The 25,468-nt window shown below is 72.1% G+C and carries 21 protein-coding genes and 1 pseudogene; 16 read left to right on the top strand and 6 right to left on the bottom strand.

What is annotated here, in order from left to right; translation table 11 throughout:
- Nucleotides 1-53: 53 nt before the first annotated feature.
- From V6N00_RS04180 to V6N00_RS04170, 3 genes are all read right to left on the bottom strand, one after another.
- A complete protein-coding gene (locus V6N00_RS04180; protein ID WP_334230834.1) occupies nt 54-257 on the bottom strand; it encodes a hypothetical protein in 204 nt (67 codons plus the stop codon).
- Nucleotides 258-718: 461 nt separating this feature from the next.
- Nucleotides 719-1,504, bottom strand: a complete 786-nt coding sequence (locus tag V6N00_RS04175; RefSeq protein ID WP_334230833.1) for a response regulator — start codon at nt 1,502-1,504, stop codon at nt 719-721.
- Nucleotides 1,501-3,195: a sensor histidine kinase gene (locus tag V6N00_RS04170; protein WP_334230832.1), complete on the bottom strand. Its 1,695-nt coding sequence runs from the start codon at nt 3,193-3,195 to the stop codon at nt 1,501-1,503. Before V6N00_RS04170 ends, V6N00_RS04175 begins: the two co-directional genes overlap by 4 nt.
- Nucleotides 3,196-3,414: 219 nt before the next feature.
- On the opposite strand from V6N00_RS04170, the gene V6N00_RS04165 reads away from it, so the two are divergent.
- The 7 genes from V6N00_RS04165 (at nt 3,415) to V6N00_RS04135 (ending at nt 11,376) form a co-directional block, all read left to right on the top strand.
- The gene (locus V6N00_RS04165; protein ID WP_334230831.1) at nt 3,415-4,815 is read left to right on the top strand and encodes a cation:dicarboxylate symporter family transporter; all 1,401 of its coding nucleotides are present in this window, start codon (nt 3,415-3,417) and stop codon (nt 4,813-4,815) included.
- Nucleotides 4,816-5,073: 258 nt separating this feature from the next.
- A complete protein-coding gene (locus V6N00_RS04160) occupies nt 5,074-5,949 on the top strand; it encodes a ParA family protein (RefSeq protein WP_334230830.1) in 876 nt (291 codons plus the stop codon).
- Nucleotides 5,950-6,036: 87 nt separating this feature from the next.
- Nucleotides 6,037-7,023, top strand: a complete 987-nt coding sequence (locus V6N00_RS04155; RefSeq protein WP_334231184.1) for a segregation and condensation protein A — start codon at nt 6,037-6,039, stop codon at nt 7,021-7,023.
- Complete coding sequence (gene scpB, locus V6N00_RS04150; protein WP_334230829.1) at nt 7,016-7,714, top strand: SMC-Scp complex subunit ScpB; 699 nt, start codon at nt 7,016-7,018, stop codon at nt 7,712-7,714. Before V6N00_RS04155 ends, scpB begins: the two co-directional genes overlap by 8 nt.
- Nucleotides 7,715-7,838: 124 nt before the next feature.
- The gene (locus V6N00_RS04145) at nt 7,839-9,371 is read left to right on the top strand and encodes an ABC transporter permease (RefSeq protein ID WP_334230828.1); all 1,533 of its coding nucleotides are present in this window, start codon (nt 7,839-7,841) and stop codon (nt 9,369-9,371) included.
- Nucleotides 9,372-9,492: 121 nt separating this feature from the next.
- The gene (locus tag V6N00_RS04140; RefSeq protein WP_334230827.1) at nt 9,493-10,164 is read left to right on the top strand and encodes an ABC transporter ATP-binding protein; all 672 of its coding nucleotides are present in this window, start codon (nt 9,493-9,495) and stop codon (nt 10,162-10,164) included.
- 69 nt (nt 10,165-10,233) lie between these two features.
- The gene (locus V6N00_RS04135; RefSeq protein WP_334230826.1) at nt 10,234-11,376 is read left to right on the top strand and encodes a squalene cyclase; all 1,143 of its coding nucleotides are present in this window, start codon (nt 10,234-10,236) and stop codon (nt 11,374-11,376) included.
- A gap of 84 nt (nt 11,377-11,460) precedes the next feature.
- Here the strand turns inward: V6N00_RS04135 and V6N00_RS04130 are convergent, their stop codons facing one another.
- Entirely contained in the window at nt 11,461-13,269 is a 1,809-nt protein-coding gene (locus V6N00_RS04130) for a thiamine pyrophosphate-requiring protein (protein WP_334230825.1), read from the bottom strand.
- A gap of 483 nt (nt 13,270-13,752) precedes the next feature.
- On the opposite strand from V6N00_RS04130, the gene V6N00_RS04125 reads away from it, so the two are divergent.
- The 9 genes and pseudogenes from V6N00_RS04125 (at nt 13,753) to V6N00_RS04090 (ending at nt 22,756) form a co-directional block, all read left to right on the top strand.
- Nucleotides 13,753-15,285, top strand: a complete 1,533-nt coding sequence (locus V6N00_RS04125; protein WP_334230824.1) for a pseudouridine synthase — start codon at nt 13,753-13,755, stop codon at nt 15,283-15,285.
- A 9-nt stretch (nt 15,286-15,294) separates the two neighbouring features.
- The gene (locus V6N00_RS04120) at nt 15,295-16,434 is read left to right on the top strand and encodes a prephenate dehydrogenase (RefSeq protein ID WP_334230823.1); all 1,140 of its coding nucleotides are present in this window, start codon (nt 15,295-15,297) and stop codon (nt 16,432-16,434) included.
- Complete coding sequence (gene cmk / locus V6N00_RS04115; RefSeq protein ID WP_334230822.1) at nt 16,431-17,180, top strand: (d)CMP kinase; 750 nt, start codon at nt 16,431-16,433, stop codon at nt 17,178-17,180. Before V6N00_RS04120 ends, cmk begins: the two co-directional genes overlap by 4 nt.
- A gap of 50 nt (nt 17,181-17,230) precedes the next feature.
- The gene (locus V6N00_RS04110; RefSeq protein WP_334231183.1) at nt 17,231-17,863 is read left to right on the top strand and encodes a lysophospholipid acyltransferase family protein; all 633 of its coding nucleotides are present in this window, start codon (nt 17,231-17,233) and stop codon (nt 17,861-17,863) included.
- A gap of 433 nt (nt 17,864-18,296) precedes the next feature.
- Nucleotides 18,297-18,560, top strand: coding sequence for a hypothetical protein (locus tag V6N00_RS04105; protein WP_334230821.1), 264 nt, complete (start codon nt 18,297-18,299; stop codon nt 18,558-18,560).
- A 202-nt stretch (nt 18,561-18,762) separates the two neighbouring features.
- Nucleotides 18,763-19,974: an NAD(P)/FAD-dependent oxidoreductase gene (locus V6N00_RS04100; protein WP_334230820.1), complete on the top strand. Its 1,212-nt coding sequence runs from the start codon at nt 18,763-18,765 to the stop codon at nt 19,972-19,974.
- 327 nt (nt 19,975-20,301) lie between these two features.
- Nucleotides 20,302-21,858 (top strand): ribosome biogenesis GTPase Der, encoded by a 1,557-nt coding sequence (gene der / locus V6N00_RS04095; RefSeq protein WP_334230819.1) that lies wholly within the window; start codon nt 20,302-20,304, stop codon nt 21,856-21,858.
- Nucleotides 21,859-22,015: 157 nt separating this feature from the next.
- Nucleotides 22,016-22,072, top strand: a pseudogene (locus V6N00_RS17205) (hypothetical protein); the annotation flags it as partial.
- Between the two features lie 6 nt (nt 22,073-22,078).
- Nucleotides 22,079-22,756, top strand: a complete 678-nt coding sequence (locus V6N00_RS04090) for a GyrI-like domain-containing protein (RefSeq protein WP_334230818.1) — start codon at nt 22,079-22,081, stop codon at nt 22,754-22,756.
- Between the two features lie 54 nt (nt 22,757-22,810).
- Here V6N00_RS04090 and V6N00_RS04085 read toward each other — a convergent pair whose 3' ends face one another.
- Nucleotides 22,811-23,746, bottom strand: coding sequence for a DUF475 domain-containing protein (locus V6N00_RS04085; RefSeq protein WP_334230817.1), 936 nt, complete (start codon nt 23,744-23,746; stop codon nt 22,811-22,813).
- A gap of 323 nt (nt 23,747-24,069) precedes the next feature.
- The gene (locus V6N00_RS04080) at nt 24,070-25,377 is read right to left on the bottom strand and encodes an MFS transporter (RefSeq protein WP_334230816.1); all 1,308 of its coding nucleotides are present in this window, start codon (nt 25,375-25,377) and stop codon (nt 24,070-24,072) included.
- Nucleotides 25,378-25,468: the final 91 nt, after the last annotated feature.

Raw genomic sequence — 25,468 nt, 5'->3', positions numbered from 1 at the left:
GCGCGGCCGCGCGTTCCCGCAGCACCGCCGACGGCGCCAGCTCGGACGTGCGATCAGATGTCGCGCTCGGCCGGCCGATCCGGGTCGACGGGCTCGAAACCCTGATCCATGAGGGTCGACTCGTCGCGCAGCGGGTCGTCGACCAGCTCGGGGTCGTCCGAGTCGCCCTCGACGGGCTGCGAGTCGCGGCCGTCCTGCGGGTCGAGCTCGTCGGCCGTGGGGTCCTCCATGGGCACATCGCCGGGAAGGTCGCTCATCGGGATCTCCTTCGTCAGGGGTGTGACCCGGTGCCGGGCCTCACGATCGACGCTACCCCGTCCCTCCGACCGAACCCACCGGCCTCCGCCGCACCCTTTCCGGACGTGAGTTAGCTGGACCTGCCCGAATACGGGGCTCTTTGAGTACGTCCTTCGGGTAGAACTGACTGACTCAACGAATGAACGGCTCTCTCGGGCGGGCGCGAGCGGAGTGACTGCCGTGAGTCGGTCATTTCTGCCCGCAGGTGGTGGTCAATGACCGGGGCTGGAGGGCCGAACCGGCGGACTCAGCGTGGCCTCGTGTGTCCTCGCGTGAGTCAGCTGGACCTGCCCGAATACGGGGCTCTCTGAGCATGTCTTCCGGGCCGAACTGGCTGACTCAACGAGGGGTGCCTCGAAGCTCAGGGTGGCGGCGACGGGACCGCCACACGGCCAAGCCGCGACCGACCGGAGACTTCACCTCACGGATGCCAGCGGTAGCCCATCTCCGGGCGGCCGGGCGTGCCGTACCGCGGTTCCTTCTCGACCCGGCCGACGGTCGCGAGGTATTCCAGGTACCGCCGCGCGGTGACCCGGGAGATGCCGGTGCCGGCGTGCACCTCCGCGGCCGAGAGGGGCTCAGCGCTGGCGGCGAGCAGCTCCGCGACCTGGGACAGCGTGCCCTCCGACAGGCCCTTCGGCAGCGTCGACGGCGCACTGGAGGGCGGGGCCGACGACGGCGCCGGTGCGTCCCCCGCCGCGCTACCGGCCGCAGCGTTCGTTCCGCGCAGCCGGGTGAGGGCCGCGTCGACGGCGTCCTGGGTCGTGATGCCGTCGCCGTCACCCGTGATGAGGGCCGCGCGGAACGCCGCATACGCGTGCAGCTTCTCCTCGAACGCCGCGAAACCGAAGGGCTTGATGAGGTACTGGACGACGCCGAGCGCGATGGCCTCCCGCACGACCGGCAGCTCCGTCGCCGCGGTGATCGCGAGGACGTCGATCCCGGCCCCCGCCGCGCGGAGCATCCGGCAGATCGCCAGGCCGTGCCCGTCCGGCAGGTTCATGTCCATCAGCACGAGGTCGGCGGGAGGCTGCGTGCCGGGCCGAGCTCGGGGACCATCCGGCAGCAGGAACGCGACCGCGTCCCGCCGGGTGTGGGCGGTACCGACCACGGCGAAGCCGGGCACCCGGCGCACGTACTCGCCGTGCAGCGACGCGGTCAGCGGGTCGTCCTCGACGACGAGGACCCGCAGGTCGGGAGAACTCATGCCAGCCGCGCCCTGCCGCCCGGCCCGGCAGGGGAGGACGCGTCGGCGGCCGCCCGCTGCGGGATCGCGACGGTGAACACGGTGCCGTCGCGCACGTCGACGTCGACGTCACCGCCGAGGGACGCGACCGCCTGCCGGACCAGGGCGAGCCCGACGCCGCGACCGGCGGCGACGGGCTGTCCCGCCGCCGGCGCCTTGGTGCTGAACCCCCGGGTGAAGATGCGCTGCACATCATCGGGAGTCAGCGCCGCGGCGCCGTCCGCCACCGACACCTCCAGTTGACCGTCGCCCCCGCCGAGTGCCACGTGCACCCAGCGGCCCGCCGGCTCGGCGCCGGCGGCGGCGTCGAGCGCGTTGTCGATGAGGTTGCCGAGCACGGTCAGCAGCGCGGTGGCCTCCCGGTCGGTGGGGTCGAAACCGACGTCGGCCTCGACGGTGACGTCGACGCCGCGTTCGCGGCCCTGCGCCGCCTTCGCCGCGAGCAGCGCGCCCGTCCGCGGTTCGGGCACGACGGCGGCGACCGTCGGGTCCGCCGACCCGGCCACGGCCGCGGTCCCGGCGAGCTCCCCGGCGATCAGGTCCGCCGCCTCCCGGGCCCGGCTGAGCTCGAGCAGGGTCAGCACGGTGTGCAGCTGGTTGGCGTGCTCGTGGGTCTGGGCGCGCAGCGCGTCGCTGAGCGTGCGCGTGGTCTGCAGCTCCCCGGCGATGGCGGTGAGCTCGGTGTGGTCGCGCACCGTCAGCATCCGGCCGATCCGACGATCCGAGCGCCCGAAACCGCGGAACCGGCCGGTGCGTCCGCTGCGGAGTGCGTCCCGCTGGGTCACGACGAGGATCCGGGACCCGGCCACGTGCACCTCGTCCTCGCACGCTCGCCCGCTGCGGACGAGCTCGGCGATCGAGGCGGGCAGCGCCACGTCGGCCAGCGGCACCGGACGCGCATCGCCCCTGGTCGGAGGCAGGCCGAGCAGGTCCGCGGCGACGTCGTTGTAGAGGAGCACCCGCTGTGCGTCGTCGGTCAGGACGAGGCCGTCGTCCACCGAGTGCAGCGCCGCATCGAACACCACGACCATGCGGGCCAGCTGCTCCGGTCCCTGCCCGAAGGTGACCCGCCGCAGGTACCGGTTCAGTCCGACGGAGACGATGGCCCCGGCGGCGGCGAACAGGGCCGCGATCGCGAGGATGGGCGGCACCTGGCGCAGCGCCGTGCTCTCGACGGACGCGGTGGTCTGCCCGACGGCGACCATGCCGATCACCGTCCCGCCGGCGTCGCGGATCGGCGCGATCGCGCGCACCGACGGGCCGAGGGTGCCCGTGTAGGTCTCGGTGAACACCTCGCCGCGCAGCGCGGGGTCGACCGTGCCGATGTACGGCCTGCCGATCTCCGCCGGATTCGGATGGGTGACGCGGGTCCGGTCCGGCCGCATCACGGTGATGAAGTCGAGGTGGGCGTGGGCCGTGACGTCACGCGTGTAGGCGCGCAGCCGGTCGGCGCCCGCACCACCGTGCAGGCCGGCGGCGACGAAGGGGCTGTCCGCCAGGGTGACCGCCGTCGTGCTCATCCGGTCGGCCGCCTGCGTGGCGAGCGTGTCCCGGCTGTGCGTCACGACGACCCACGAGACGACGACCGTGGCGCAGACGATGAACAGCAGCTGCCCGACGAAGAGGCGTCGCGCGATGCTCCACGGATGCACGGCCACCTCCGGCGACGACAACTGCGACGAGAACGATGCGCGCTGCGGACGAGCGCGCGACCAGTATGACCACAACCCGTGACGGTCATCACAGCGATGGGACAGTGAGAGCAGGAGGAGCCTGTGACGAGCGTCTCGGGACCTGGCGGTCCGGCTCGCGCTCTCAGTCATCCAGTAGTACCCCGTTCATCCCGTCCCGCAGAAGTCGAAGGAGACACCATGTCGGAGAACGCGACGGCCGCCGCCGTCACATCGGGCACCCCGGCCCGGAAGAAGGACCGCACCCACTGGCTCTACATCGCCGTCATCACCGCGGTGGTGCTCGGCGTGGCCGTCGGGCTCATCGCCCCGGACTTCGCCAAGAGCCTCAAGCCGCTCGGTGACGGGTTCGTCAACCTCATCAAGATGATGATCGCCCCGGTCATCTTCTGCACCATCGTGCTCGGCATCGGCTCGATCGCGAAGGCCGCGACCGTCGGCAAGGTGGGCGGCCTCGCGCTCGTCTACTTCCTCGTCATGTCGACCTTCGCCCTGGCGATCGGCCTCGTGGTGGGCAACTTCGTGCACCCGGGCACCGGCCTGCACCTGACGCCGTACAAGCCCGCCGGCGCGAGCGGTACCGACGGCACGGTCCAGTTCCTCATGGACATCATCCCGGGCTCCATCCCGGTGCTGCCGGTGCTGTTCGTGGCGCTGCTCGTCGGCTTCGCGCTGCAGCAGATGGGCCCCGCCGCCCAGCCGCTGATCCGCGGCCTGACCCTCGTCCAGGGCGTCGTGTTCCGCATCCTGACCATGATCATGTGGGTCGCCCCGATCGGCGCGTTCGGCGCCATCGCCGCCGTGGTCGGCAGCACGGGCTGGGCCGCGGTCGGCGCCATGTTCCTGCTGATGGCCGCCTTCTACGTCACCTGCGCCGTCTTCATCCTCGGCATCCTCGGCACCCTGCTGAAGGTCATCACCGGGGTGAGCATCCTCAAGCTGATGAAGTACCTCGGCCGCGAGTACCTGCTGATCTTCTCCACCTCGTCCTCCGAGACCGCGCTTCCGCGCCTGATCGCGAAGATGGAGCACGCGGGCGTCTCCAAGCCCGTCGTCGGCGTCACCGTCCCGACCGGCTACTCCTTCAACCTCGACGGCACCGCGATCTACCTGACGATGGCGTCCCTGTTCGTGGCCAACGCGATGGGCATCCAGATGAACCTGGGGGAGCAGATCGGCCTGCTCGTCTTCATGATCATCGCCTCGAAGGGCGCGGCCGGTGTCACCGGTGCGGGCCTGGCCACCCTCGCGGCCGGCCTGCAGGCGCACCGCGCCGACCTGCTCGGCGGCATGGGTGTCATCGTCGGCATCGACAAGTTCATGTCCGAGGCCCGCGCGCTGACCAACTTCACCGGCAACGCCGTCGCCACCCTGCTGATCGGCAAGTGGGTCGGCGAGATCGACCTGGACCGCGTGGACCGCGTGCTCTCGGGTCAGGACAAGTTCGACGAGTCGACGATGCTCGCCCACGGCGAGGTCGCGACGCACGACGGCGCCCGCTCCGTCGAGCCCGCCGCCGAGCCCACGCTCGAGGGGGCGGCGGCGGACCGGCTCGCCGGCACCGGCAGCTCCGCCCGCTGACCCGGTCGGCACGCACGACAGCCCCCGTCCCGGTGGACCCGGGACGGGGGCCGTCGTCGTCCGCCACGAGGGCTCCCGCCCAGCCTTCAACCTCCACCTGAACCTGCGGCCCGGTGGGTGCGTCGACCTACCGGTACGCTGGGGTGGAACCTGACCACGGGACCGTGTCCGCGCGTCGTGCCCGGCGATTCGCCCTCGAGAACCGCCCGGACGCGTGCGGCGTGATGACGCGGATCGCCGTGGACGCCGACTTTCGAGATGAGTGATGGATCAGTGACGAGCAAGCAGGACACCCTGCTCGACGTCGCCGGGCGACCGGCGATCGAGTTCCCCGAACCGCCGGAACTGTCCTCCCACGGGCCCGCCCGGATCATCGCGATGGTCAACCAGAAGGGTGGGGTCGGCAAGACCACCTCGACCATCAATCTCGGTGCCTCCCTGGCCGAACTCGGCCGGCGCGTGCTGCTCGTCGACTTCGACCCGCAGGGCGCGCTGTCCGCGGGCATGGGCGTCAACCCGTACGAGGTGGACCTGACGGTCTACAACGTGCTGACCGACCGCAAGGTCGACATCCACGACGTCATCGTGCACACGGAGACCGAGGGCGTGGACCTGCTGCCCGCCAACATCGACCTCTCGGCCGCGGAGATCCAGCTCGTCAACGAGGTGGCCCGCGAGCAGCTGCTGCAGGGCGCGCTGCGCAAGGTCACCGACGACTACGACGTCGTCCTGATCGACTGCCAGCCCTCGCTCGGCCTGCTCACCGTCAACGCGCTGACCGCCGCGCACGGCGTCATCATCCCGCTCACCGCCGAGTTCTTCGCCCTGCGCGCCGTCGCCCTGCTCGTGGAGACGATCGAGAAGGTGCAGGACCGGCTCAACCCCGGTCTGCAGATCGACGGCGTGCTGCCGACGATGTTCGACGCGCGGACCCTGCACTCCCGCGAGGTGCTCGCCCGGCTCGTCGACGCGTTCGGCGACAAGGTGTTCCACACGGTGATCAAGCGGACCATCAAGTTCGCCGACGCGACCGTGGCCGCCGAGCCGATCACCGCGTACGCCGGCAACCACCAGGCGGCGGCGTCGTACCGGAACCTCGCCAAGGAACTGATCAGCCGCGGCGGGGCTCCCTGAGCCGCCCGCACCACGCCTGACCTCTCGTGAGCAGCATCCGTGGCTGAGCAGACCGTCGACGCGTCGGGCTCCGCGAACGCCGAGGGAGTGGGCCACAGTGCCGACGCGGTTCCCGTCGGCGACGCCGACCGGTTCACCGTCCGGCTCGAGAATTTCACCGGCCCGTTCGACCTGCTGCTGAACCTCATCTCCAAGCACGAGCTCGACATCACCGAGATCGCGCTCGCCGTCGTCACCGACGAGTTCGTCGAGTACATCCGCCGGCTGCAGGCCACGGGGCAGGACTGGGCGCTGGACGAGGCGAGCGAGTTCCTCGTCGTCGCCGCGACCCTGCTCGATCTCAAGGCCGCCCGGCTGCTGCCGTCGGGTGAGGTGGAGAACGAGGAGGACGTCGCTCTGCTCGAGGCGCGGGACCTGCTCTTCGCCCGGCTGCTGCAGTACCGGGCGTTCAAGGAGGTCGCGCGGCTGATCGGTGAGCGGCTGTCCGCCGAGTCCAGCCGCCACCCCCGGCTCGTCGCGCTCGAGCCGCAGTTCGCGGCGCTGCTGCCCGAACTGATCCTCAAGACGACGCCCGAGGACTTCGCCGCGCTCGCCGCGAAGGCGCTGGCCCCGAAACCGGCCGTTCCGGTCGAGGTGGGGCTGACGCACCTGCACGCCCCGGCGGTCAGCGTCCGGGAGCAGGCCGAGATCCTCGCGACCCGGCTGCAGGAGCACGGCGCCGCCTCCTTCCGGACGCTGGTCGCGGACGCGGACACGACGCTCGTCGTCGTCGCCCGCTTCCTCGCGCTGCTGGAGATGTACCGGGACCAGGTGGTCGGCTTCGACCAGGTCAGTCCGCTCGGGGAGCTGACCGTGCACTGGCGATCCCCGGACAGCGACTGGTCCGCCGAGGCGCTGACCGAGGAGTACGACGCCGACAGCACGGCGGCCGACCCCGCGGACGGGACCGTCGACGCGAGGGAGGACACCGGGGTCACGGACGCCGACGTCGCGGCCGCCGTGCGGGCGCGTCGGGAGCGTGACGCGGCGACCGACGCGGAGACAGAGCACGAGGAGGACGGACAGGATGACTGAGAACACGAGCGTCGACCCGGTCGTCGACGCCGCCGCTGCCGACGAAAATGCCGACGCGACCGGCGTCCCCGCCGCCGCGGGCTTCGACGGTGCTGGTCTCGACGTCGACGCCCTGCCCGGCGGGGCGAAGGCCGCGCTGGAAGCCGTGCTCATGGTGGTCGACGAGCCGGTCGGCGACCTGGAGCTGGCGACCGCGCTCGCGCTGCCGGTCGACCGCATCCGCACCCTGCTCGCCCAGCTGCGCGCCGAGTACGACGGGTACGGCCCCGACGGGGCGAGCGGCCTGCCGCTCCGCGGTTTCGAGCTGCGCAACGTGGCCGGCGGCTGGCGGTTCTTCTCCCGCAGCGAGTTCGCGCCGCTGGTCTCCCGCTTCGTGCTCGAGGGACAGACCGCGCGGCTCACGCAGGCGGCCCTGGAGACCCTCGCCGTCATCGCCTACCGGCAACCGGTCTCCCGCGCCCGGGTCTCGGCGATCCGCGGCGTCAACGTCGACTCCGTCGTCCGCACGCTCACCGCCCGCGGCATGATCGAGGACGCCGGCACCGACCCGGAGTCCGGCGCGCTGCTGTACCGGACGACGTCGTACTTCCTCGAGCGGATGGGCCTGGGCAGCATCGACGAACTGCCGCAGATCGCCCCGCACCTGCCGGGCCTGGACGCGCTCGACGACTACGGCGACGGCGAGTACTGACCCTCCGGCTCGGATCGCCACGAGTCACAGCAGCTTCACAGCGCTGGCATAACTGCACTGCAGGCAGCTCGAAAGTGCAGGCCATAGCTTTCGGGTGAATCACAGGTTCACTCGAAGGGATCCGATGTACTTCACCTATCTGCGCCGTGAGCTGGGCGGACGCCGGCGGCAGACCATCATCGTCGCCACCGGTCTCGCGCTGGCCATCGCCCTCGTCATCGTCGTCAACGCGCTCGCGGGCGGTGTCAAGGTCGCCCAGGCGTCCGTGCTGTCCTCCGTCTACGGCGTGGGCACCGATATCACCGTCACGCAGCGGGCCACCGCGCCGACGCCGGGCACCGGCGGCGAGGGCCGTTTCGCCTTCGGCCAGGGCGCCGGGCAGGCCGGCAGCGACGGCACCCGCCAGATCTCGCAGTCGCGCCTGACGACGACGCGCGGGTCGACCGCGTTCGCCGACACCGCTCTCGCGTCCGTCAAGGGCGTCCCGCACGTGGCCAACGCGGCGGCGACCCTGGAGTTGACCAGCGTCAGCTTCAGCGGCACCCTGCCGGACCGGACGCAGGGCCAGGCCGCCGGCGGCACCGGCGGATACCGGTCCGGCGGAGGGGCGGGCGCGAGTCCCGGGACCGGGGGCACCGGCGGCGGCGCCGGCAGCTCGTTCTCCGTCAACAGCTTCTCCGTGACCGGCCTCGATCCGTCCGCCGCTGCCCTCGGGCCCCTCTCGGCCGCGACACTGACGTCGGGCCGGACCCTCACCGCGGCCGACGACGGCAAGCACGTCGCCGTGATCGACTCGGCCTACGCGACGGACAAGAGCCTCAAGGTCGGCAGCACCCTCACGCTCGCGAGCACGACCTTCACCGTGGTCGGCATCGTGCACTCCAACACCGCCGACAGCGCGACCGCCACCAATGTCTACGTCCCACTCGACACCGCGCAGAAGCTGGCGTCGATGACGGGCAAGATCACGAACGTCTACGTGCAGGCGGCGTCGTCCTCCGACATCGCCCAGGTACAGCAGTCCCTCCAGAAGGCGATGCCCGCCGCGACCGTGGACACGCAGGCCGACCTCGCGTCGTCGGTGTCCGGCTCGCTCGGCACCACCGCCAGCCTGGTCTCCAACCTCGGCCTGTGGCTCTCGATCGCGCTGCTGGTGGCCGCGTTCGCCCTCGCCGTGCTGTTCACCCTCTCCGGCGTCAGCCGCCGCACCCGCGAGTTCGGCACCCTCAAGGCGATCGGCTGGTCCAACGGGCGCATCACCCGCCAGGTGGCCGGCGAGTCCCTGGCGCAGGGGCTGATCGGCGGCGTCGTCGGGGTCGCGCTCGGGCTCGTGGCCGCGCTCGTCATCACCCTCGTCGGCCCGACGCTCGGAGCCAACGTGTCCCGGGCCGCGACCGGCGGCGGGGTCCAGCGCGCCGCCGGCGCCGCGGGCGGCTACGGAGGCGGAGGCGGCGGCTTCGGCGGCGGGGGAGGCGGCCGCTTCGGCGGCGCCCTCGCCCAGCAGGCCAACAACGTCGTGCTGCACGCGCCGGTCAGCGTATGGATCGTCCTCGGCGCCGTCGGCCTCGCCGTGCTCGGCGGCCTGCTCGCCGGTGCCATCGGCGGGTGGCGTGCCGCTCGCCTGAGCCCCTCGGAGGCGTTGCGCAGTGTCAACTGAACCCCGGTCAACTGAACCCTTGTCAACTGAACCCTCGTCGACGTCAGCCTTCGAACCGTCTCGCGCGTCGACGTCGCCCCTGCCGGCCCGTCCGCCCGCTCGTCAGGAAGCCACCTCCGCCATGTACGAACTCGCGTCCGTGACCAAGACCTACCAGCACCAGGGCCGGTCCGTCCGGGCGCTCGACGGCGTCGATCTGACGATCCGGCCCGGCGAGATGGTCGCCATCCAGGGGCCGACCGGCGGCGGCAAGAGCACGCTGCTGCAGATGCTCGGGGCCCTGGACCGACCGAGCTCGGGCAGCGTCCACTTCGGCGGGGACGACCTCGCGCGGCTCTCCGGCTCCCGGCTCGGCCGCATCCGGGCCACGGAGATCGGTTTCGTGTTCCAGAACTTCAACCTGATCCCCACGCTCACGGCGGCGCAGAACGTCGAGACGGCGCTCGTTGTCACCGACGGCGACCGCGCCGGCCGAGCGGAGAAGGCCCGGCAGGCGCTCGCCGACGTGGGCCTGGCCGAGCGCGCGGACCACCTGCCCTCCGAGCTGTCCGGCGGCCAGCAGCAGCGGGTCGCGATCGCCCGGGCGCTCGTCAAGCGGCCCTCGGTCCTGCTGGCCGACGAGCCGACGGGAAACCTGGACGAGGCCATGCGCGACGACATCATGGGCCTGCTCGAGCGGCAGTGGGGCGACGTCGGGCTGACGCTGATCATGGTCACCCACGACTCGTCGCTCGCGCGCCGGGCGCAGCGGCGCCTGCGGATCGACCACGGGAGGGTCACCGAGTTGACGTGACCCGGCCGGGCCCTTCTTGTGGGGCGGACCCCTTCTCGCGGGGCCGTCCGGCCCCGTAGCCTGTCCGGCATGGCGACTGACGCTGCCCTGCTGGACTGGCTGCTCGACACCGACCCGACGCTGCGCTGGCAGGTCGAACGCGACCTCGCCGGTGCGCCGCCGACGGTGTGGCAGGCGACGCGTGCCCGGGTGGCGACCGAGGGGTTCGGCGCCGCGATGCTGGCCCACCAGGACGAGGACGGGCAGTGGGCCGGCGGCGCGTACTTCCCGAAGGCTTTCGTCGAACAGATGCAGGCCCGGGAGCGGGAGCAGGCCGCGGCGGCACCGACCGACTCATCCACCTCCGAGGCGGCTTCCGCCGGCGACGCAGCGGCGTCCGGTGCCGACGACGCGTCCACCGCCGACGATTCGCCGTCCTCCGACGCCGAGCCGGAGCAGGACAGCGCGTGGTCCGGACAGCCCTACACGGCGACGACGTGGAGCCTGGTGGCCCTGCGGGAGTGGGGGCTCGACGCCGCCGCGCTCGACGGGACCGCCGAGAAGCTCGCCGCGAACAGCCGCTGGGAGTACGAGGACCTGCCCTACTGGGACGGCGAGGTCGACTGCTGCATCAACGGCTTCACCCTGGCCAACGGCGCGTGGCTCGGCGTGGACATGAGCGACCTGGCGCGCTGGTTCGTCGAGCACCAGCAGCCCGAGGGCGGGTGGAACTGCGAGTGGGTCGAGGGCTCGACGCGCGCGTCGTTCCACTCGACGCTGAACAGCGTGAAGGGGCTGCTGGCCTGGCAGTGCCTGACCGGCGGCGACGAGGCCGTGACCGCGGCCCGGCACGCCGGCGAGGAGTACCTGCTGCAGCGGCGACTGCTCTACCGGGCGACGACGGGCGAGCGGGTCGGCCCCTGGGTCGACTGCTTCGCCTACCCGTTCCGCTGGGTCTACACGGCCTTGAACGCGGCCGACCACTTCCGCGCGGCGTCGTTGGCCGACGGCACGCCGCCCGACCCGCGGATGGCCGACGCGGTCGCCGTCATCCGCGACGCCCGCCAGCCGGACGGCCGGTGGCTGCAGGAGCGGCGGCACCCGGGGGAGGCGTGGTTCGAGGTCGACGTGCCCGTCGGCGAGCCGTCCCCGTGGCTGACGTTCTTCGCCACGCGGGTGCTCGACTGGTGGGACGCGGCCCAACCCGTCGGGACCACCACCCGCCCCCGTTGACTATTCGATTTCTGGGGTTTCACGGGGCTCGAAACAAGCGAAATCGAATAGTCGACGCGACGGCACGCCCGGCACCGCGCGACTTCAGCTCCCCGGCGTCAACGCCGACTTGGCCTTCGCGAACAGCTGCGCCGCGACCTGCCGTCCGGAGTCGACGACGACGGCGCCCTCGGCCGGGTCGCCCTTGAGCAGCGCCGAGAGGAAGCCCTTGGCCTCCGTGAAGCTGATGTGGGGCGGCAGCGGCGGGATGTCGGGATCGGTGACGGCGTCGATGACGACGGGCCGGTCGGCCGCCAGTGCGGCGTCCCACGCGGCGGCGACGTCGTCCTTGGTCTCCACCCGGATACCCCGGAGGCCGAGCAGCTCGGCGTACGCGGCGTAGTTCATGTCCTCGACGAGCTGGCTGGTGTCGTAGCGGGGATCACCGGCCTCGCGCATCTCCCAGGAGACCTGGGTGAGGTCGTCGTTGTGCAGGACGAGCACGACGAACCGCGGGTCCGCCCACTCCTTCCAGTGCCGCTTGACGGTGATCAGCTCGTTCATGCCGAGCATCTGGAAGGCACCGTCGCCGATCGTGCACACGACGGGCCGGTCCGGGTGGGCGAACTTCGCAGCGAGGGCGTACGGCATCGAGGCGAGCATGGACGCGAGACTGCCCGAGAGGCTGCCGTCCATGCCGCGGCCGAGCGCGATGTGCTGCCCGTACCAATCGGCGGTGCTGCCGGCGTCGGCGGTCACGATGCTGTTCTGCGGCAGCCGTTCGTTGAGGGTGTGGAAGACGTGGCGCGGGTTGACGCGCTCCGCCTCGGTGTCCGCGGAGGCGGCGAGGGTCTCCCTCCACGTGGCCATGGCCTTGACGATGCCGTCCTGCCAGCTGCGGTCCTCGGCGCGTTGCAGGTGCTCGCGCAGCGCGGCGAGCGTGGCCTTGGCGTCCCCGAGCAGGTTGACCTCCATCGGGTAGCGCAGGCTCAGGTTCGCCGGCACGAGGTCGATCTGCACGCCGCGCGCCTGCCCCGTCTTCGGCAGGAACTCGCCGTAGGGGAAGTTGGCGCCCACGAGGAAGAGGGTGTCGCAGTCCATCAGCGTGTCGTAGCTGGGCTTGGACCCGAGCAGACCCGACTGCTGCGTGTGGAACGGGACGTCGCCCGGGATCACGTCCTTGCCGAGCAGCGTCGTGACGATCCCGGCGCCGAGGGTCTCCGCGACGGCGAGCACCTCGTCGGTGGCGCCCCGCGCCCCTTGCCCGACCAGCATCGCGACCTTCGACCCGGCGTTCAGCACCGCGGCCGCTCGCTCGAGCTCCTCGCGGGGCGGGACGACGGCGGTCGAGGGGTGGCCGACGCCGGTGCGGGAGACGAAGTGCTCGAGCTTGGGCTCCTCCATGGCCAGCCGTTGCACGTCGGCGGGCAGGATGACGACGGTGGGGCACCGCTCCGCCCTGGCGATCCGGACGGCGCGGTCGATCACCAGCTGCGCCTGCATCGGCGTCGTCACCGTCTCGACGTATCCGGCGACGTCCTGGAAGATCCGCTCCAGGTCGATCTGCTGCTGGTAGTCGCTGCCGATCGCGACCCGGGCCTGTTGCCCGACGATGGCGACGACCGGCTGATGGTCCATCTTCGCGTCGTAGAGCCCGTTGAGCAGGTGGATGGCGCCGGGTCCCGAGGTGGCGACGCAGACGCCGACCTCACCGGTGAACTTGGCGTGGGCGCACGCCATGAAGGCGGCGATCTCCTCGTGGGTCGGACGGATGTACCGGAAATCCTTGCCGTCCTTCTGCGCCTTGTCGAGGGCGCCGTCGAAGCCGCCGATGCCGTCGCCGGGGTAGCCGTACCACTGGTGCAGATCCCACTCGATGAGCCGCTCGATGACGAAGTCGCTGACGGTCGCCATGGTTCCTCCTGGTCCTCAGCATGCTTACGGACGTCCTCGCTTCGACCCTAGCCAGTCCGGTCCGCCGGGCCAAGGGTCGTGGGTAGTCGGGCGGAGCCGCCGGGTTTCCGGGCGAGGTAGCTCAGCGCGCTCCCGTCGTCGAGTGGGCGGGTGATGTCGTCGTTCGACCGGCCGGGTGCGCTATCGGTCCACTCGGCGCGCTCCCGTCGTCGAGTGGGCGGGTGATGTCGTCATCTGTCCGAAGTGGGTGCGCTATCGGTCCACTCGGCGCGGGTGGGCGCATTCGGTGAGGATGCGGCGATGTCGACGGCGCTCGCCGTCAGGTGACGCACCCGTCAGTCCGTACCCGCCTCGCACCGTTGGCCTCGCGATACAGTGGAGGGTGGTCGTACGCGGCCGCATCTGCCCCGGCCGTGATCGGGGCGCATCTCCTGCCGGCCGATGAGCCGGACACTCCACCCCATTTGTCTGTGAGGCAGCACCATGACTCAGCCGCCAGCTTCCGGCGCGGGCCGGGAGGCCAACCGCCGTCGAGGCGACTCGGCATCCGGCTCCGGCCGGAACTCCGCTTCGCGTTCGTCGAACCCCCGTTCCTCGAACCCCCGCTCGTCCGCACCGCGTTCCTCCGGGTCCCGCTCGGGTTCCGGTGACGGCTACGGCCGTTCCGGCTCGGGCGCGGGACGTTCGAGCGAGGGCTACGGCCGTTCGGGCGGCGACGGCGCACCGCGTTCCTCCGGAGGCCGCTCGGGTTCCGGTGACGGCTACGGCCGTTCCGGCGACCGCGACGGCGCGCCCCGGTTCGGCGATGCGGGCCGCAGCGGTGCCGGACGTGGTGCCGCAGGGCAGCGTGCAGGTGCTCCCCGTTCCGGCGCCCCGCGCACCGGTGGCCAGCGCGGCACCGGTGACCGCTACGGCCGCGACGACGAGGCCCGCGGCTTCGGCGGGCGCCCCGACGGCGGCCGCTCCACTGACGACCGCCGCGGCTTCGGCGACCGCTCCACCGGCGGCCGCTCCGCCGACGACCGCCGCGGCGGCCGCCCGACCGGCGACCGGCGCACGACCGGCGGCCGCCCCGCCCGGCCCGGTGGCGCCGCGAAGTTCGGCGCGGGCAAGCCCGGTGCCGCCCGCGTGAAGCCCGGCGACGGCCGGACCGCCAAGCCGTTCGGCAACGAGCGGTTCGGCCAGGACGTCAAGCCCGCCAAGGCCCCCAAGGCGCACGCCCCCAAGCACCGCGGCAGCGCGACCGCGCCGCCGTCCGGCCCCCTGGCCCGCCCCGAGCGCCTCCACAGCAAGGACGGCGAGCGGCTGCAGAAGATCATGGCCCACGCCGGCGTCGCCTCGCGGCGCGTCTGCGAGGAGATGATCGAGGCCGGCCGCGTCGAGGTCGACGGCCAGATCGTGCGCGAGCTCGGCATCCGCGTCGACCCGCAGCGGTCGACCATCCACGTCGACGGCATCCGCATCCAGGTCGATGAGACCCTGCGCTACCTCGTCTTCAACAAGCCCGCCGGCGTCGTCTCCACCATGGACGACCCCGAGGGCCGGCCCGCCATCTCGAACTTCCTCAAGGACACCCCCGAGCGGCTCTTCCACGTCGGCCGGCTGGACGTCTCGACCGAGGGGCTGCTGCTGCTGACCAACGACGGCGAGCTGGCCAACCGGCTCACCCACCCGTCGTTCGAGGTGCCGAAGACCTACCTCGTGCAGGTCCGCGGCCCGCTGCCCAAGGGCGTCGGCGCACAGATGAAGGCCGGCATCGAGCTCGAGGACGGCCTGGCGAAGGTCGACTCGTTCCGGCTGATCGACTCGACGCCGGGTCACGTGCTCATCGAGGTCGTGCTCCACTCGGGCCGCAACCGGATCGTCCGCCGACTGTTCGACGCGGTCGGGTTCCCGGTGCTGCGGCTCGTGCGGGTCAAGCTGGGCCCCATCGCGCTCGGCGACCAGAAGCAGGGCTCCATCCGGGCGCTGGGCCGGCAGGAGGCCGGCGTCCTGCTCGCCTCCGTCGGGCTGTAGGCGACGCGGATGAACCCGGCGCTGCTGAAGAAGTCCGCCCACCTGCACGGCCCCGTCCTCGTCGTCGGGACCGGGCTGCTCGGCGCGAGCGTGGGCCTCGGCCTGCGGTCGCGCGGCATCGACGTCTACCTCTCCGACGCGTCGCCGTCGGCGGAGGCCGTCGCCACGGACATCGCCGCCGGGGTGCCGCTCGCCGACGCCCCGGCGGACCTCGCGCCGGAACTCGTCGTCATCGGCGCCCCGCCGGACGTGTGCGGCAGCCTCGTCGTGCAGGCGCTGCGCCGCTGGCCGCACGCCGTCGTCACCGACGTCGCCAGTGTCAAGACCGCCGTCCTCGACGAGGTCCGGGCGGCCGCCGCGGCATCGACCGGGGACGACGACGCCGTGGACGTGCGCCGCTACGTCGGCTCCCACCCGATGGCCGGCCGCGAGCGCTCCGGCGCCGTGTCCGCCCGGGCGGAGCTGTTCACCTCGGCACCGTGGGTCATCTGCCCGCACGACGACCTCGACCCGCACGCGTACCGCACGGTCACGTCGCTGGCCATGGACCTGGGCGGCATCGTCACCACGATGGAGCCGGCCGCGCACGACGAGGCCGTCGCCCTTGTCTCGCACCTGCCGCAGGTCGTCTCGTCCCTGCTGGCCAGCCGCCTGCAGGACACCCCCGCGGCGTCCCTGGCGCTGGCCGGGCAGGGGCTGCGGGACGTCACCCGGATCGCCGCGAGCGACCCGGGCCTGTGGGTGCAGATCCTCGGCGCCAACGCCGGCCACCTGGTGGAGCCGCTGGAGGGGATGCGCGCCGACATCGAGCGGCTGCTCTCCACCCTGCGCGCGCCCACCGCGCCCGGCGCGCGCCTGGACATGGCGCAGCTGATCTCGGAGGGCAACGTCGGGCAGGCCCGGATCCCCGGCAAGCACGGCGGGCCGGCGCAGCAGTTCGCGTGGCTGACCGTGCTCGTGGACGACAAACCGGGCCAGATCGCCCTGCTGCTGACGGAGATCGGGCAGCTGGACGTGAACCTGGAGGACATGCGGCTCGGGCACTCCGCGGGCCTGCCGGTCGGCATGGTGGAGATCGCCGTGCTGCCGTCGAAGAAGCAGTCGCTGGTCGAGGACTTGACCGGCCGAGGATGGAAGGTGGTCGCGTGAGCGCCAGTGCAGAGCAGTCGGGCGGACAGTCCAGCGAGTTCGACGGCGAGCTCGTCGTCGCGATCGACGGGCCCTCGGGCTCCGGCAAGACGAGCGTCAGCCGGGCGGTCGCCCAGCGGCTCGGCCTGCAGTTCCTCGACACCGGCGCCATGTACCGGGCGCTGACCTGGTACTGCCTGGACTCCGGGCTCGACCTGACCGCCGCGACCGCCGCCGGTGACGAGAAGCTCGCCGCCGACGTCGTCGAGGCCGCCGTCGAGCTGCCGCTGACCATGCACCTGGACCCGGAGCACGAGACCGTCGAGGTGGACGGGCAGGACGTCACCGCCGCCATCCGCGACCCGCGCATCTCCGGGGCCGTCAGTGTCGTCGCCACCAACGTCGCGGCCCGCGCCGTGCTGGTCGAGCGGCAGCGTCGGCTGATCGAGCAGACCGGGCGTCGCGTGGTCGCCGAGGGCCGGGACATCACCACCGTCGTGGCCCCGGACGCCACCGCCCGGATCCTGCTCACCGCCTCGCCCGAGGCGCGGATGGGCCGCCGCGGGCACCAGCTGGGCGGCACCCAGAGCAGGGCCGACCTGCACGAGCAGGTCCTCGAGCGGGACGCGAAGGACTCCACGGTCGTCGACTTCATGACGGCCGCCGACGGCGTCACCACCGTCGACTCCACCGAGCTGGACTTCGAGCAGACCGTCGACGCCGTCATCGACGTCATCCGCGGGTCGAAGGTCGTTCCGGCGAAGTGAACGCCACGCGCGCCGAGCGCCCGGGGGAGCACACCGCTCCGCCGCTGTGGATGAACCGGTGGAGCCGACCCGTCGGCCGGTTCCTCGACCACGCGCTGTACGCGACCGACGTCGTCGGGGCGGACACCGTGCCGTCCACCGGTGCGGTGATCTTTGCGGCCAACCACATCTCCGCGCTCGACGGGCCGGTGCTGGTCGGCGCGGCGCCCCGCTACATGAACGTGCTGGTCAAGCAGGAGATGTTCACCGGGTTCCTCGGCCGGGTGCTGCAGTACTCCGGTCAGTTGCCCGTCAACCGGGCGGGGGACCGGCGGGCGCTGCAGACGGCGAAGGCCGTGCTCGACGAGGGTCGTTGCGTCGGGATCCTGCCCGAGGGCACGCGCGGCGGCGGGGACGTGGCCGCGATCAGCGGCGGGGTCGCCTGGCTGGCGCTGGCCACCGGCGCCCCGGTGGTCCCGGTCGCCGTCCTCGGCACCCGGCACACGGGGGAGCGAACGGGCCACATCCCGCGCCTGCGCCGCCGCTTCACGGTGGACTTCGGGGTGCCGAACTACATCATCGCCCAGCCGGGACTCACCGGCCGGAAGCGGATGGAGGTGGCCACCGAGCTGATTCGCGAAGCCCTGGCGACGCATGTGGCCGAGGCCGTCGCGTCGAGCGGCATGGCGCTACCTGGCGACTGACGGGTTCACGTCGGGCCCCGGCTGCCGCCTGTGGCTGTCGTCGGTCGCGGATTCGTCGGGCGCCGTTGGACTGGGCCGGGGTGTCCAGGCGTCGCGATTTTGGCTCACCGAATGGGACCGTTCCTACCGTTGAGGCGGTGCTTATCCGTCCCTATCGGTAACAGCTGTCCCATCGGCCATTCTCGCGGCGGACGTGCGCGAATCAGTCGGATGGCCGTGGCGCGCCGTCGTCGCCGGTTGACGGCTGACTGTCGAGTTTGCGGCTCATCAGATGGGACCACTATTGCCGTTGAGGCGGTGCTGTTCCGTCCCGATCGGTAACAGCTGTCCCATCGGCCACCGCATACCACCGTCCTTGACGCCGTGGCACGGTCGGCCGGATGATCCGGCTCGGAGCGGCCGAGTCCGGTCGGACGGGCAACGGGAGGCCAATGTGAGCAAGCGGCGCGTCCTGGGGATCGCCGTCCTGGTCTGGATCACCTTGCTCATCCTGGCCGGATTCTTCGCTCACTGGGCCACGGCGTGGATCGTCGGAATGGGCGCCGGCCTGGGTGCCGCCTGGGGCGGCGCCGCGAACACCGATTACGCGAAATCGGTCGACGAGTACGTGGCGTCGCGTCGCGCGAAACGCGCCAAGAAACCGCTACGGGGCGATGACCGAGAGCCACCCGCAGCCGGCGGAGACGTTCAGACCTGAGTCCAGCCCCACTTGTCGGAGCGGCCGGCGTGGGTCCGGGCGGAAGGGGGACGTGTCGACCAGAGCGAGCTCTGCGAGCGCCGGGAGATCCAGTCCCCCGTGCCCGGTCCGACGCCGCACTAACCCATCCACCAGAGTGAACCGGGCACTCACTCGGAGGAATCTCTCGATCACTGAGACGACCGGTGTAGTGTCCGACACCATGGCCCAGCACGCGACCGACACCGTCCCGACCCATGCCCAGGTCCTCGTCGTCGGCGGCGGCAACGGCGGCATCTCGCTGGCCGCGCAGCTGAACCGGAAGGGCGTCGAGGACGTCGTCATCGTCGAGCCCCGCACCGAGCACCAGTACCGGCCGCTTCTCTCCTACGTCGGAGCCGGACTCGCCTCGATCGACGCCGCGCGGCGGCCACAGGAGCAGACGATGCCGTCCGGCTCGACGTGGGTCCGTGACGCCGTCGAACGCGTCGACCCGGACGCCTCCACCGTCACACTGACGAGCGGTTCGACCATCGGCTACGACCAGCTGGTCCTCGCCGCCGGCTCCCGGCCGGACTGGGACGCCATTCCCGGTTCCGCCGAGGCGGTCCTCGCCGAGAACGCGTCCACCAACTACCTGTTCGACCTGGCGCCGAAGACGTGGCGGCTGGTCGACGGGATGCGCTCAGGCACCGCGCTGTTCACCATGCCGGACGACACCTGCCCGTGCGCCGGCGCCGCCCAGAAGATCCTCTACATGGCGTGCGACCTCTGGCGCAGCCGCGGCGTGCTCGGAGACATCCACGTCGTCCTCACCGTCCCGACGCCCACCGTGTTCGGCGTGCCGGTCGTCGACGAGGAACTGACCCGCATCATCGCCGAGTACGGCATCGAGCTGCGCACGACGACGACCGTGCGCCGGCTGGACCGCGAGACCAGTACGGCGACGCTGGACACCGACGGTGAAACGTGCGAGCTGGCCTACGACCTGCTGCACCTGACACCGCCGCATGCCGCGCCCGCGTGGGTCGAGCACTCCGGCCTCTCGTCCGTGGCCGCCGGCGGGTTCGTCGACGTCGACCCCGCCACGCTGCAGCACCGCCGCCACGCCAACGTCTGGGCGCTCGGGGACATCGCGGCGACGCCGGGGTCGAGCTCCGGCGGGGGACTGCGCAAGCAGACGCCGGTCGTCGTCAAGAACCTCCGGGCCGTGCTCGCGGGCAAGGCGCCGACGTCCCGCTACACCGGCTACACGGTCAGCCCGTTCACCGTCAGCCGCCGCTCCATGGTCTTCGCCGAGTTCGGCCCCGACGGCACTCCGATGCCGACGACGAAGCTGATCGAACTGCGCCGAGAGCGCCGCAGCACCTTCCTGCTGGACCGCTGGGCCCTCCCGTGGATCTACTGGCACCGCATCCTCCGCGGGAAAGCCTGAGGAAACCGGGCGCGTTTTCACCCAACCCCCACCCCCGTCCGCGCGGTGGACCCATCCATCGCACCCGTCCCAGGACCAGCCCCGTCCCTTGTCGACGCTGGCTGAGGTGGGGGACCGGGCGGAAGGGGGACGTGTCGACCAGAGCGAGCTCTGCGAGCGCCGGGAGATCCAGTCCCCCGTGCCCGGTCTCACACCGCACCCGACCCAGCCACCACCGGCGCCTGTGGTATCGCCCCGTAGACTGGAACACTGGTGAACGGCGGCGATGACGCCTGCGCGCCCCGACCGTTCCCTCCCATCTGTCTTCCACCGCAAGGATTTTCCGTCATGAGCGAGAGCGTCTCCAAGAACGCCGGCACCGGATCGGACGCCGCCGACGAGTACGTTCCCACCCGGGAGGACGACGTCGCCGAGCGGCTCGCCGCGATGACCGACACCGAGGCCGAGCAGCGGGCCGCCGCCCTGCGCGCGGGCCTGGCCGACTACGAGCTCGACGAGGACGACCGGATCCTGCTCGAGGCCGAGCTCGCCGACATCGAGGAGGAGCTCGAGGGCCGCCTCGACCCCGTGCTCGCCATCATCGGCCGGCCGAACGTCGGCAAGTCCTCCCTGGTCAACCGCATTCTCGGCCGCCGCGAGGCCGTCGTCGAGGACGTCCCCGGCGTCACCCGCGACCGCGTCGCCTACGGCACCCAGTGGAACGGCAAGAATCTCACCATCGTGGACACCGGCGGGTGGGAGCACGACGCGCGGGGCATCCACGAGCGGGTCGCGGACCAGGCCGAGGTGGCCGTGGACGCCGCCGACGCCGTCGTCCTCGTCGTCGACGCCATCGTCGGCGCCACCGCCACCGACGAGGCGATCGTCAAGATGCTGCGCCGCAAGGGCAAGCCCGTGCTGCTGGCCGCCAACAAGATCGACGACTTCGCCCAGGAGGCGGAGGCGGCCGGCCTGTGGTCCCTCGGCATGGGGGAGCCGCACCCGGTCTCGGCCATGCACGGCCGCGGTGTCGCCGACCTGCTCGACGAAGCGCTGAAGGTGCTGCCCGAGTTCTCCGCCGTCGCCGGCATCGCCCGCACGGGCGGTCCCCGCCGCGTGGCGCTGCTCGGCCGGCCGAACGTCGGCAAGTCCTCGATGCTGAACAAGCTGGCCGGGTCCGAGCGCGTCGTCGTCGACCCGATGGCCGGCACCACCCGCGACCCCGTGGACGAGTTCATCGAGCTCGGCGGGCGGATCTGGCGCTTCGTGGACACCGCGGGCATCCGCCGCCGCGTGCACATGCAGCGCGGCGCCGACTTCTACGCGTCCCTGCGCACGCAGTCCGCCCTGGAGAAGGCGGAGGTCGCCGTCGTGCTGATCGCCGTCGACGAGGTGATCTCCGAGCAGGACGTGCGCATCCTGCAGCTGGTGATCGAGTCCGGCCGGGCGCTCGTGCTGGCGTTCAACAAGTGGGACCTGCTCGAGGACGAGCGGCGCCGCTACCTGGAGCGCGAGATCGAGCAGGACCTCGCGCACGTCGACTGGGCCCCGCGCGTCAACCTCTCCGCGAAGACCGGCTGGCACAAGGACCGGCTGGTGCCGGCGCTGGACGTCGCGCTCGAGTCCTGGGACAAGCGCATCCCCACCGGCAAGCTCAACGCGTTCCTCGGCGAGCTCGTCGCGGCGCACCCGCACCCGGTGCGGGGCGGCAAGCAGCCGCGCATCCTGTTCGGCACGCAGGCCTCGTCCCGGCCGCCGAAGTTCGTGCTCTTCACCACGGGCTTCCTCGACCCGGGGTACCGCCGGTTCATCACCCGCCGCCTGCGTGAGACGTTCGGCTTCGAGGGCACACCCATCGAGGTCACCATGCGGGTCCGGGAGAAGCGGGCCCGCGGCAAGCGATGAGCATGGGGGCTTGACCCTCACACGGTGTCAGCCGGGACGGTGGTGACGTGATAGCGATCGGGGAGTTCGCCCGGCTCGGACAGGTGTCCGTGCGGATGCTCCGTCACAGTGTTGCCTTCTTCGTGCCGACGCGATCGGCCTGCTGACGCCCCACCACGTGGATCCGTTCACGGGCTATCGCTTCTATTCGCCTGAGCAGTTGGCCGTGCTGAATCGGATCGTGGCACTGCGGGGACTCGGCTTCGGGCTGGACCAGATCGGGGCGATGGTCCGGGAGGACGTCACCGCCGAGGGGCTCCGGTCCCTGCTGTCCACCCGGCGCGACGAGATCACGCTGGAGCATCATCGAGCGCTCCGCCAGCTGGCCGACTTCGAACTCAGGCTCCTCATGATCGAGAAGGAGCACGCCATGAACGACGTCGACGTCGTGATCAAGTCCCTGCCCGCCGTGCGGATCGCCTGCCGCACCGCCGTGGCCGACAGCCAGCCGGAGATCGGCGGGATCGTCGGCCCGATGTTCGCCGAGGTGGCCGGCGCCGTCGCCCGCGCCGGCGGCATCCCCCGCACCCCGGTGGCCGAGTACACCGCCGACGACGACGGCCGCATCCACATCGTCGCCGGCTTCGCCTTCGACGGCGACGCCCGCAGCCTGATCGGCGGCCCGATCGACGGCGTCGAGGTGCGCGAGCTGCCCGCCGTCGACGAGGCCGCCTGCGTGGTGCACCTCGGGTCGATGGAGACGATCGGCGTCTCCTGGCAGACCCTGCACCAGCAGCTGCCGGCCCGCGGCGTCCAGCCGTCCGGGCCGGGACGGGAGCTGTACGTGCGGGCCGAGCCGGTCGACGACCAGTCCCAGTGGGTCACCGAACTGCAGCAGCCGGTGACGGCGGGGTCGTGAGTAGCCGGCTGTTGCCGGGCGGTTCCTGAACGGAGGCGTCCGTCCGTCGCCGGGTCAGATGGTCCGGGACCGGATCCTCCGCGGTAGCCGCCGCCACGGCAACGATGTCAGGAACGAGGCCCCGATGATGCCGGTGCCCACCCAGCCGGCCAGCGCCCCCGGGATCGGCACCGCCAGGCTGAGCGCGAGCATGAGGGAGAGGGCGCCGAGCAGGTAGGCGGCACCGGCCTTGAGGTAGCGCAGCCGCTTGAGCCCGTTGGTGGCGTCGACGTGAGCCGTCAGTCGGGTGAGGAAGACAGCGCCGACCAGGACAGCCCCGGCGGCGATGGCGGCCTGCTCCAGCAGGGTGGTGTCGCCGCGGCCGCCGGAACCGGCGAGCGTGTAGGAGCCGTCGACGATCTCGAACAGCATGAACACGGTGATGGCCCGCTCGAAGACGACGGTCACGGCGTGCACGTGCAGGCTGACCGGGCCGTGCGGGTTGCGCTGGGCCGCGACGGAGATCGCCTTGCTCAGCCCGTGGACGAAGATGCCGATCAGTCCGCCCAGGGCGGCCGCCGTCATCAGCTCCGCGGGGGAGAGGAGCACCATGCCGGCGGTCAGCAGCAGGGCGCTCAGGTAGGAGGCGGCCCGGGGGTGGCGGACGCGGGCGAGGACGGCCTCGGGCCAGGACAGCCAGGGCTTCCGCCTGGCGCGGTCGACGTTGAAGAGGTACTCGGCGAAGACCAGCCAGATGAAGGCGGCGCCGAAGGCAGCCAGCCCGGGTCGGGCGGCGGCGAGGTGGGCGGTGAAGAGGTCGGGCTGGACGACGGCCTCGCGGGCGGCGGTCGCGAGGCTCTCGTCCTCGTTCACTGCCACCGCGGTCGGGGGCAGCAGCAGGCGCATGCCGAGCACGACGCCGATCAGCCCGACGGAGAGGAAGAGCTTGCGGGCGGGGGTGCGGAGGCGGAAGGCGATGCCGGCCATGGGGACCGAGGAGTCGGCGACCATGGCGATCTCCAGCGTCGCCAGTGCCAGGAAGACGACGGCGGCGGTGGGGGGAGACGGCCAGCCACGCGGCGGCGAAGCCGAGCAGGATGAGCAGAAATGGAAGGTTCAGTCGGCGGATCCGTCGGGGCTTGATCCTTCGGTTCCCGCTCGGCTGGTCGGCGGTGTCGGGGGCGGGCGTGACGTCGGTGCGCGCGGTGGGCACGGCGGCGTCCTTTCGTCGGCGTCGGAGGGGCGTCGGCGAGTCTGGGCTCGTCCTCCATTGCAGCAGGTCGGAGGGGCGGTGCGGAACCCGTCTGTGGGAAGGGTCTCCATGTTTCCGCAGGTCAGTCCGGCTGTACCGCGCGTGCCGCGGCAGCTTCCACCACGGTGGCGAGAGGCAGATGCCTACGCCAGCAGAGCGCGACGATGCCGAGGCTCACCAGGGCGAGAACGGCCCCGGCCGCGAACATCACCGGGTAGCTGAACCACCGGGCCAGCGCCGCGAGGACGGCGGGCACGAAGAACCCGACGTACGTCAGCGAGTAGAAGACCGCCGTCAGGCCGGCGAGCCCGTCCGGCCCGGCGATGCGCTGCACCTCCTGCAGCCCGGAGACCAGCAGCAGCCCGTAGGCGGTGCCGAGGACGGCGGCACCGATGATGGCGGCCAGGACCGTGAGCGTGATGGCCGCCCAGACGGCCAGCAGCATCCCGAGCGCGGTGCAGGCGAGGGCGACGACGACGGCCCGGGAGGAGTGCGGCGTGTCCAGCCGCTTGGCCACCTGCTGGCTGCCGAGGCCACAGCCGAGCCCGACCAGACACAGCAGGCCGGCGAACCCGACCTCGAAGCCGGGCACCTTCGGGGCGAGCAGAGTGGCGAGGATCGCGTAGGCGGACGCCGCGGTGCCGAACACCCACGGCGCCATCGGCACGACGACGAGCAGGAACCGGCGGTGGGTGGCCGACGGGATGCGCAGGTCCTGGCGCAGCGGCCGCGGGTCGGTCTGCGGGGCGCGGGTCTCCGGCGCCCGGACCATGCAGAGCGACACCGTGGCGGTGATGAGGATGTTGACCGCGTAGGGCAGCACGGTGCGGAACGGCCCGAACTGGGCCAGGGCCGCGGCGACGGCGGCGCCGAGGCAGAATCCGAGGGTGAGCGAGAGGGCGGCGCGGCGGGCGCCGGCGCCGGGGTCGACGTCGTCGAACGGCGGTTGGGAGAGCTCCTTGACCCAGCTGGTGCCGACCGCCATCACCAGACCGAGGGCGAGACCGGAGAGCACCCGCCCGGCCAGGAGCAGCACGGTGCCGCCGGCGCCGGGCAGCAGGCCGCCGGCGGCGAGCAGGGCGCTGCCGCCCACGCACAGCACGGGGGCGGGCAGCATCAGGGGACGGCGGCCGAACCGGTCCGAGAGGGGGCCGCCGACGAGCAGCGCGGGGACGATACCGACCACATAGGCGCCGAGCAGGATGGTGACCGCCTGGCTGCTCAGCCCCGATTCCTGCCGGTACATCGTCAGCAGCGGGGTGAACTCGTTGCCGCCCCAGCCGACGGCGAAGAGCATCCCGCAGGCGGCGAGCCAGCCGGGGACACGGCCCTGCCTTCCGCCGGTCGGCGGGGTGGTGGTGGACGGGTGGGCGGCGGTGGTCGCGCTCATGATCACTTTCTCGCGGGCGGGTCGCGGTCGGTTTCGAGAGTGGTGGTGACGGGCGACGTCGTCGGCGCTCGATGGGGGCTTGTCGTCCGGT

The organism is Tersicoccus mangrovi (genome assembly GCF_036881825.1).
In the GTDB taxonomy this organism is placed as follows: Bacteria; Actinomycetota; Actinomycetes; order Actinomycetales; family Micrococcaceae; genus Tersicoccus; species Tersicoccus mangrovi.
The sequence above is the reverse complement of the archived record's forward strand: the minus strand, read 5'-3'. Positions and strand labels throughout refer to the sequence as shown.

Bases quoted from the DNA above. Each gene is read 5' to 3' on its own strand.
- scpB (WP_334230829.1), top strand. From the start codon at position 7,016: ATGACTGAGAACACGAGCGTCGACCCGGTCGTCGACGCCGCCGCTGCC.
- V6N00_RS04085 (WP_334230817.1), bottom strand. From the start codon at position 23,746: ATGGTCGCCGACTCCTCGGTCCCCATGGCCGGCATCGCCTTCCGCCTC.
- V6N00_RS04140 (WP_334230827.1), top strand. From the start codon at position 9,493: ATGTACGAACTCGCGTCCGTGACCAAGACCTACCAGCACCAGGGCCGG.
- V6N00_RS04160 (WP_334230830.1), top strand. From the start codon at position 5,074: ATGAGTGATGGATCAGTGACGAGCAAGCAGGACACCCTGCTCGACGTC.
- V6N00_RS04110 (WP_334231183.1), top strand. From the start codon at position 17,231: ATGAACCGGTGGAGCCGACCCGTCGGCCGGTTCCTCGACCACGCGCTG.
- V6N00_RS04125 (WP_334230824.1), top strand. From the start codon at position 13,753: ATGACTCAGCCGCCAGCTTCCGGCGCGGGCCGGGAGGCCAACCGCCGT.
- V6N00_RS04080 (WP_334230816.1), bottom strand. From the start codon at position 25,377: ATGAGCGCGACCACCGCCGCCCACCCGTCCACCACCACCCCGCCGACC.
- V6N00_RS04135 (WP_334230826.1), top strand. From the start codon at position 10,234: ATGGCGACTGACGCTGCCCTGCTGGACTGGCTGCTCGACACCGACCCG.
- V6N00_RS04145 (WP_334230828.1), top strand. From the start codon at position 7,839: ATGTACTTCACCTATCTGCGCCGTGAGCTGGGCGGACGCCGGCGGCAG.
- V6N00_RS04165 (WP_334230831.1), top strand. From the start codon at position 3,415: ATGTCGGAGAACGCGACGGCCGCCGCCGTCACATCGGGCACCCCGGCC.
- V6N00_RS04130 (WP_334230825.1), bottom strand. From the start codon at position 13,269: ATGGCGACCGTCAGCGACTTCGTCATCGAGCGGCTCATCGAGTGGGAT.
- der (WP_334230819.1), top strand. From the start codon at position 20,302: ATGAGCGAGAGCGTCTCCAAGAACGCCGGCACCGGATCGGACGCCGCC.
- V6N00_RS04120 (WP_334230823.1), top strand. From the start codon at position 15,295: ATGAACCCGGCGCTGCTGAAGAAGTCCGCCCACCTGCACGGCCCCGTC.
- V6N00_RS04180 (WP_334230834.1), bottom strand. From the start codon at position 257: ATGAGCGACCTTCCCGGCGATGTGCCCATGGAGGACCCCACGGCCGAC.
- V6N00_RS04100 (WP_334230820.1), top strand. From the start codon at position 18,763: ATGGCCCAGCACGCGACCGACACCGTCCCGACCCATGCCCAGGTCCTC.
- V6N00_RS04175 (WP_334230833.1), bottom strand. From the start codon at position 1,504: ATGAGTTCTCCCGACCTGCGGGTCCTCGTCGTCGAGGACGACCCGCTG.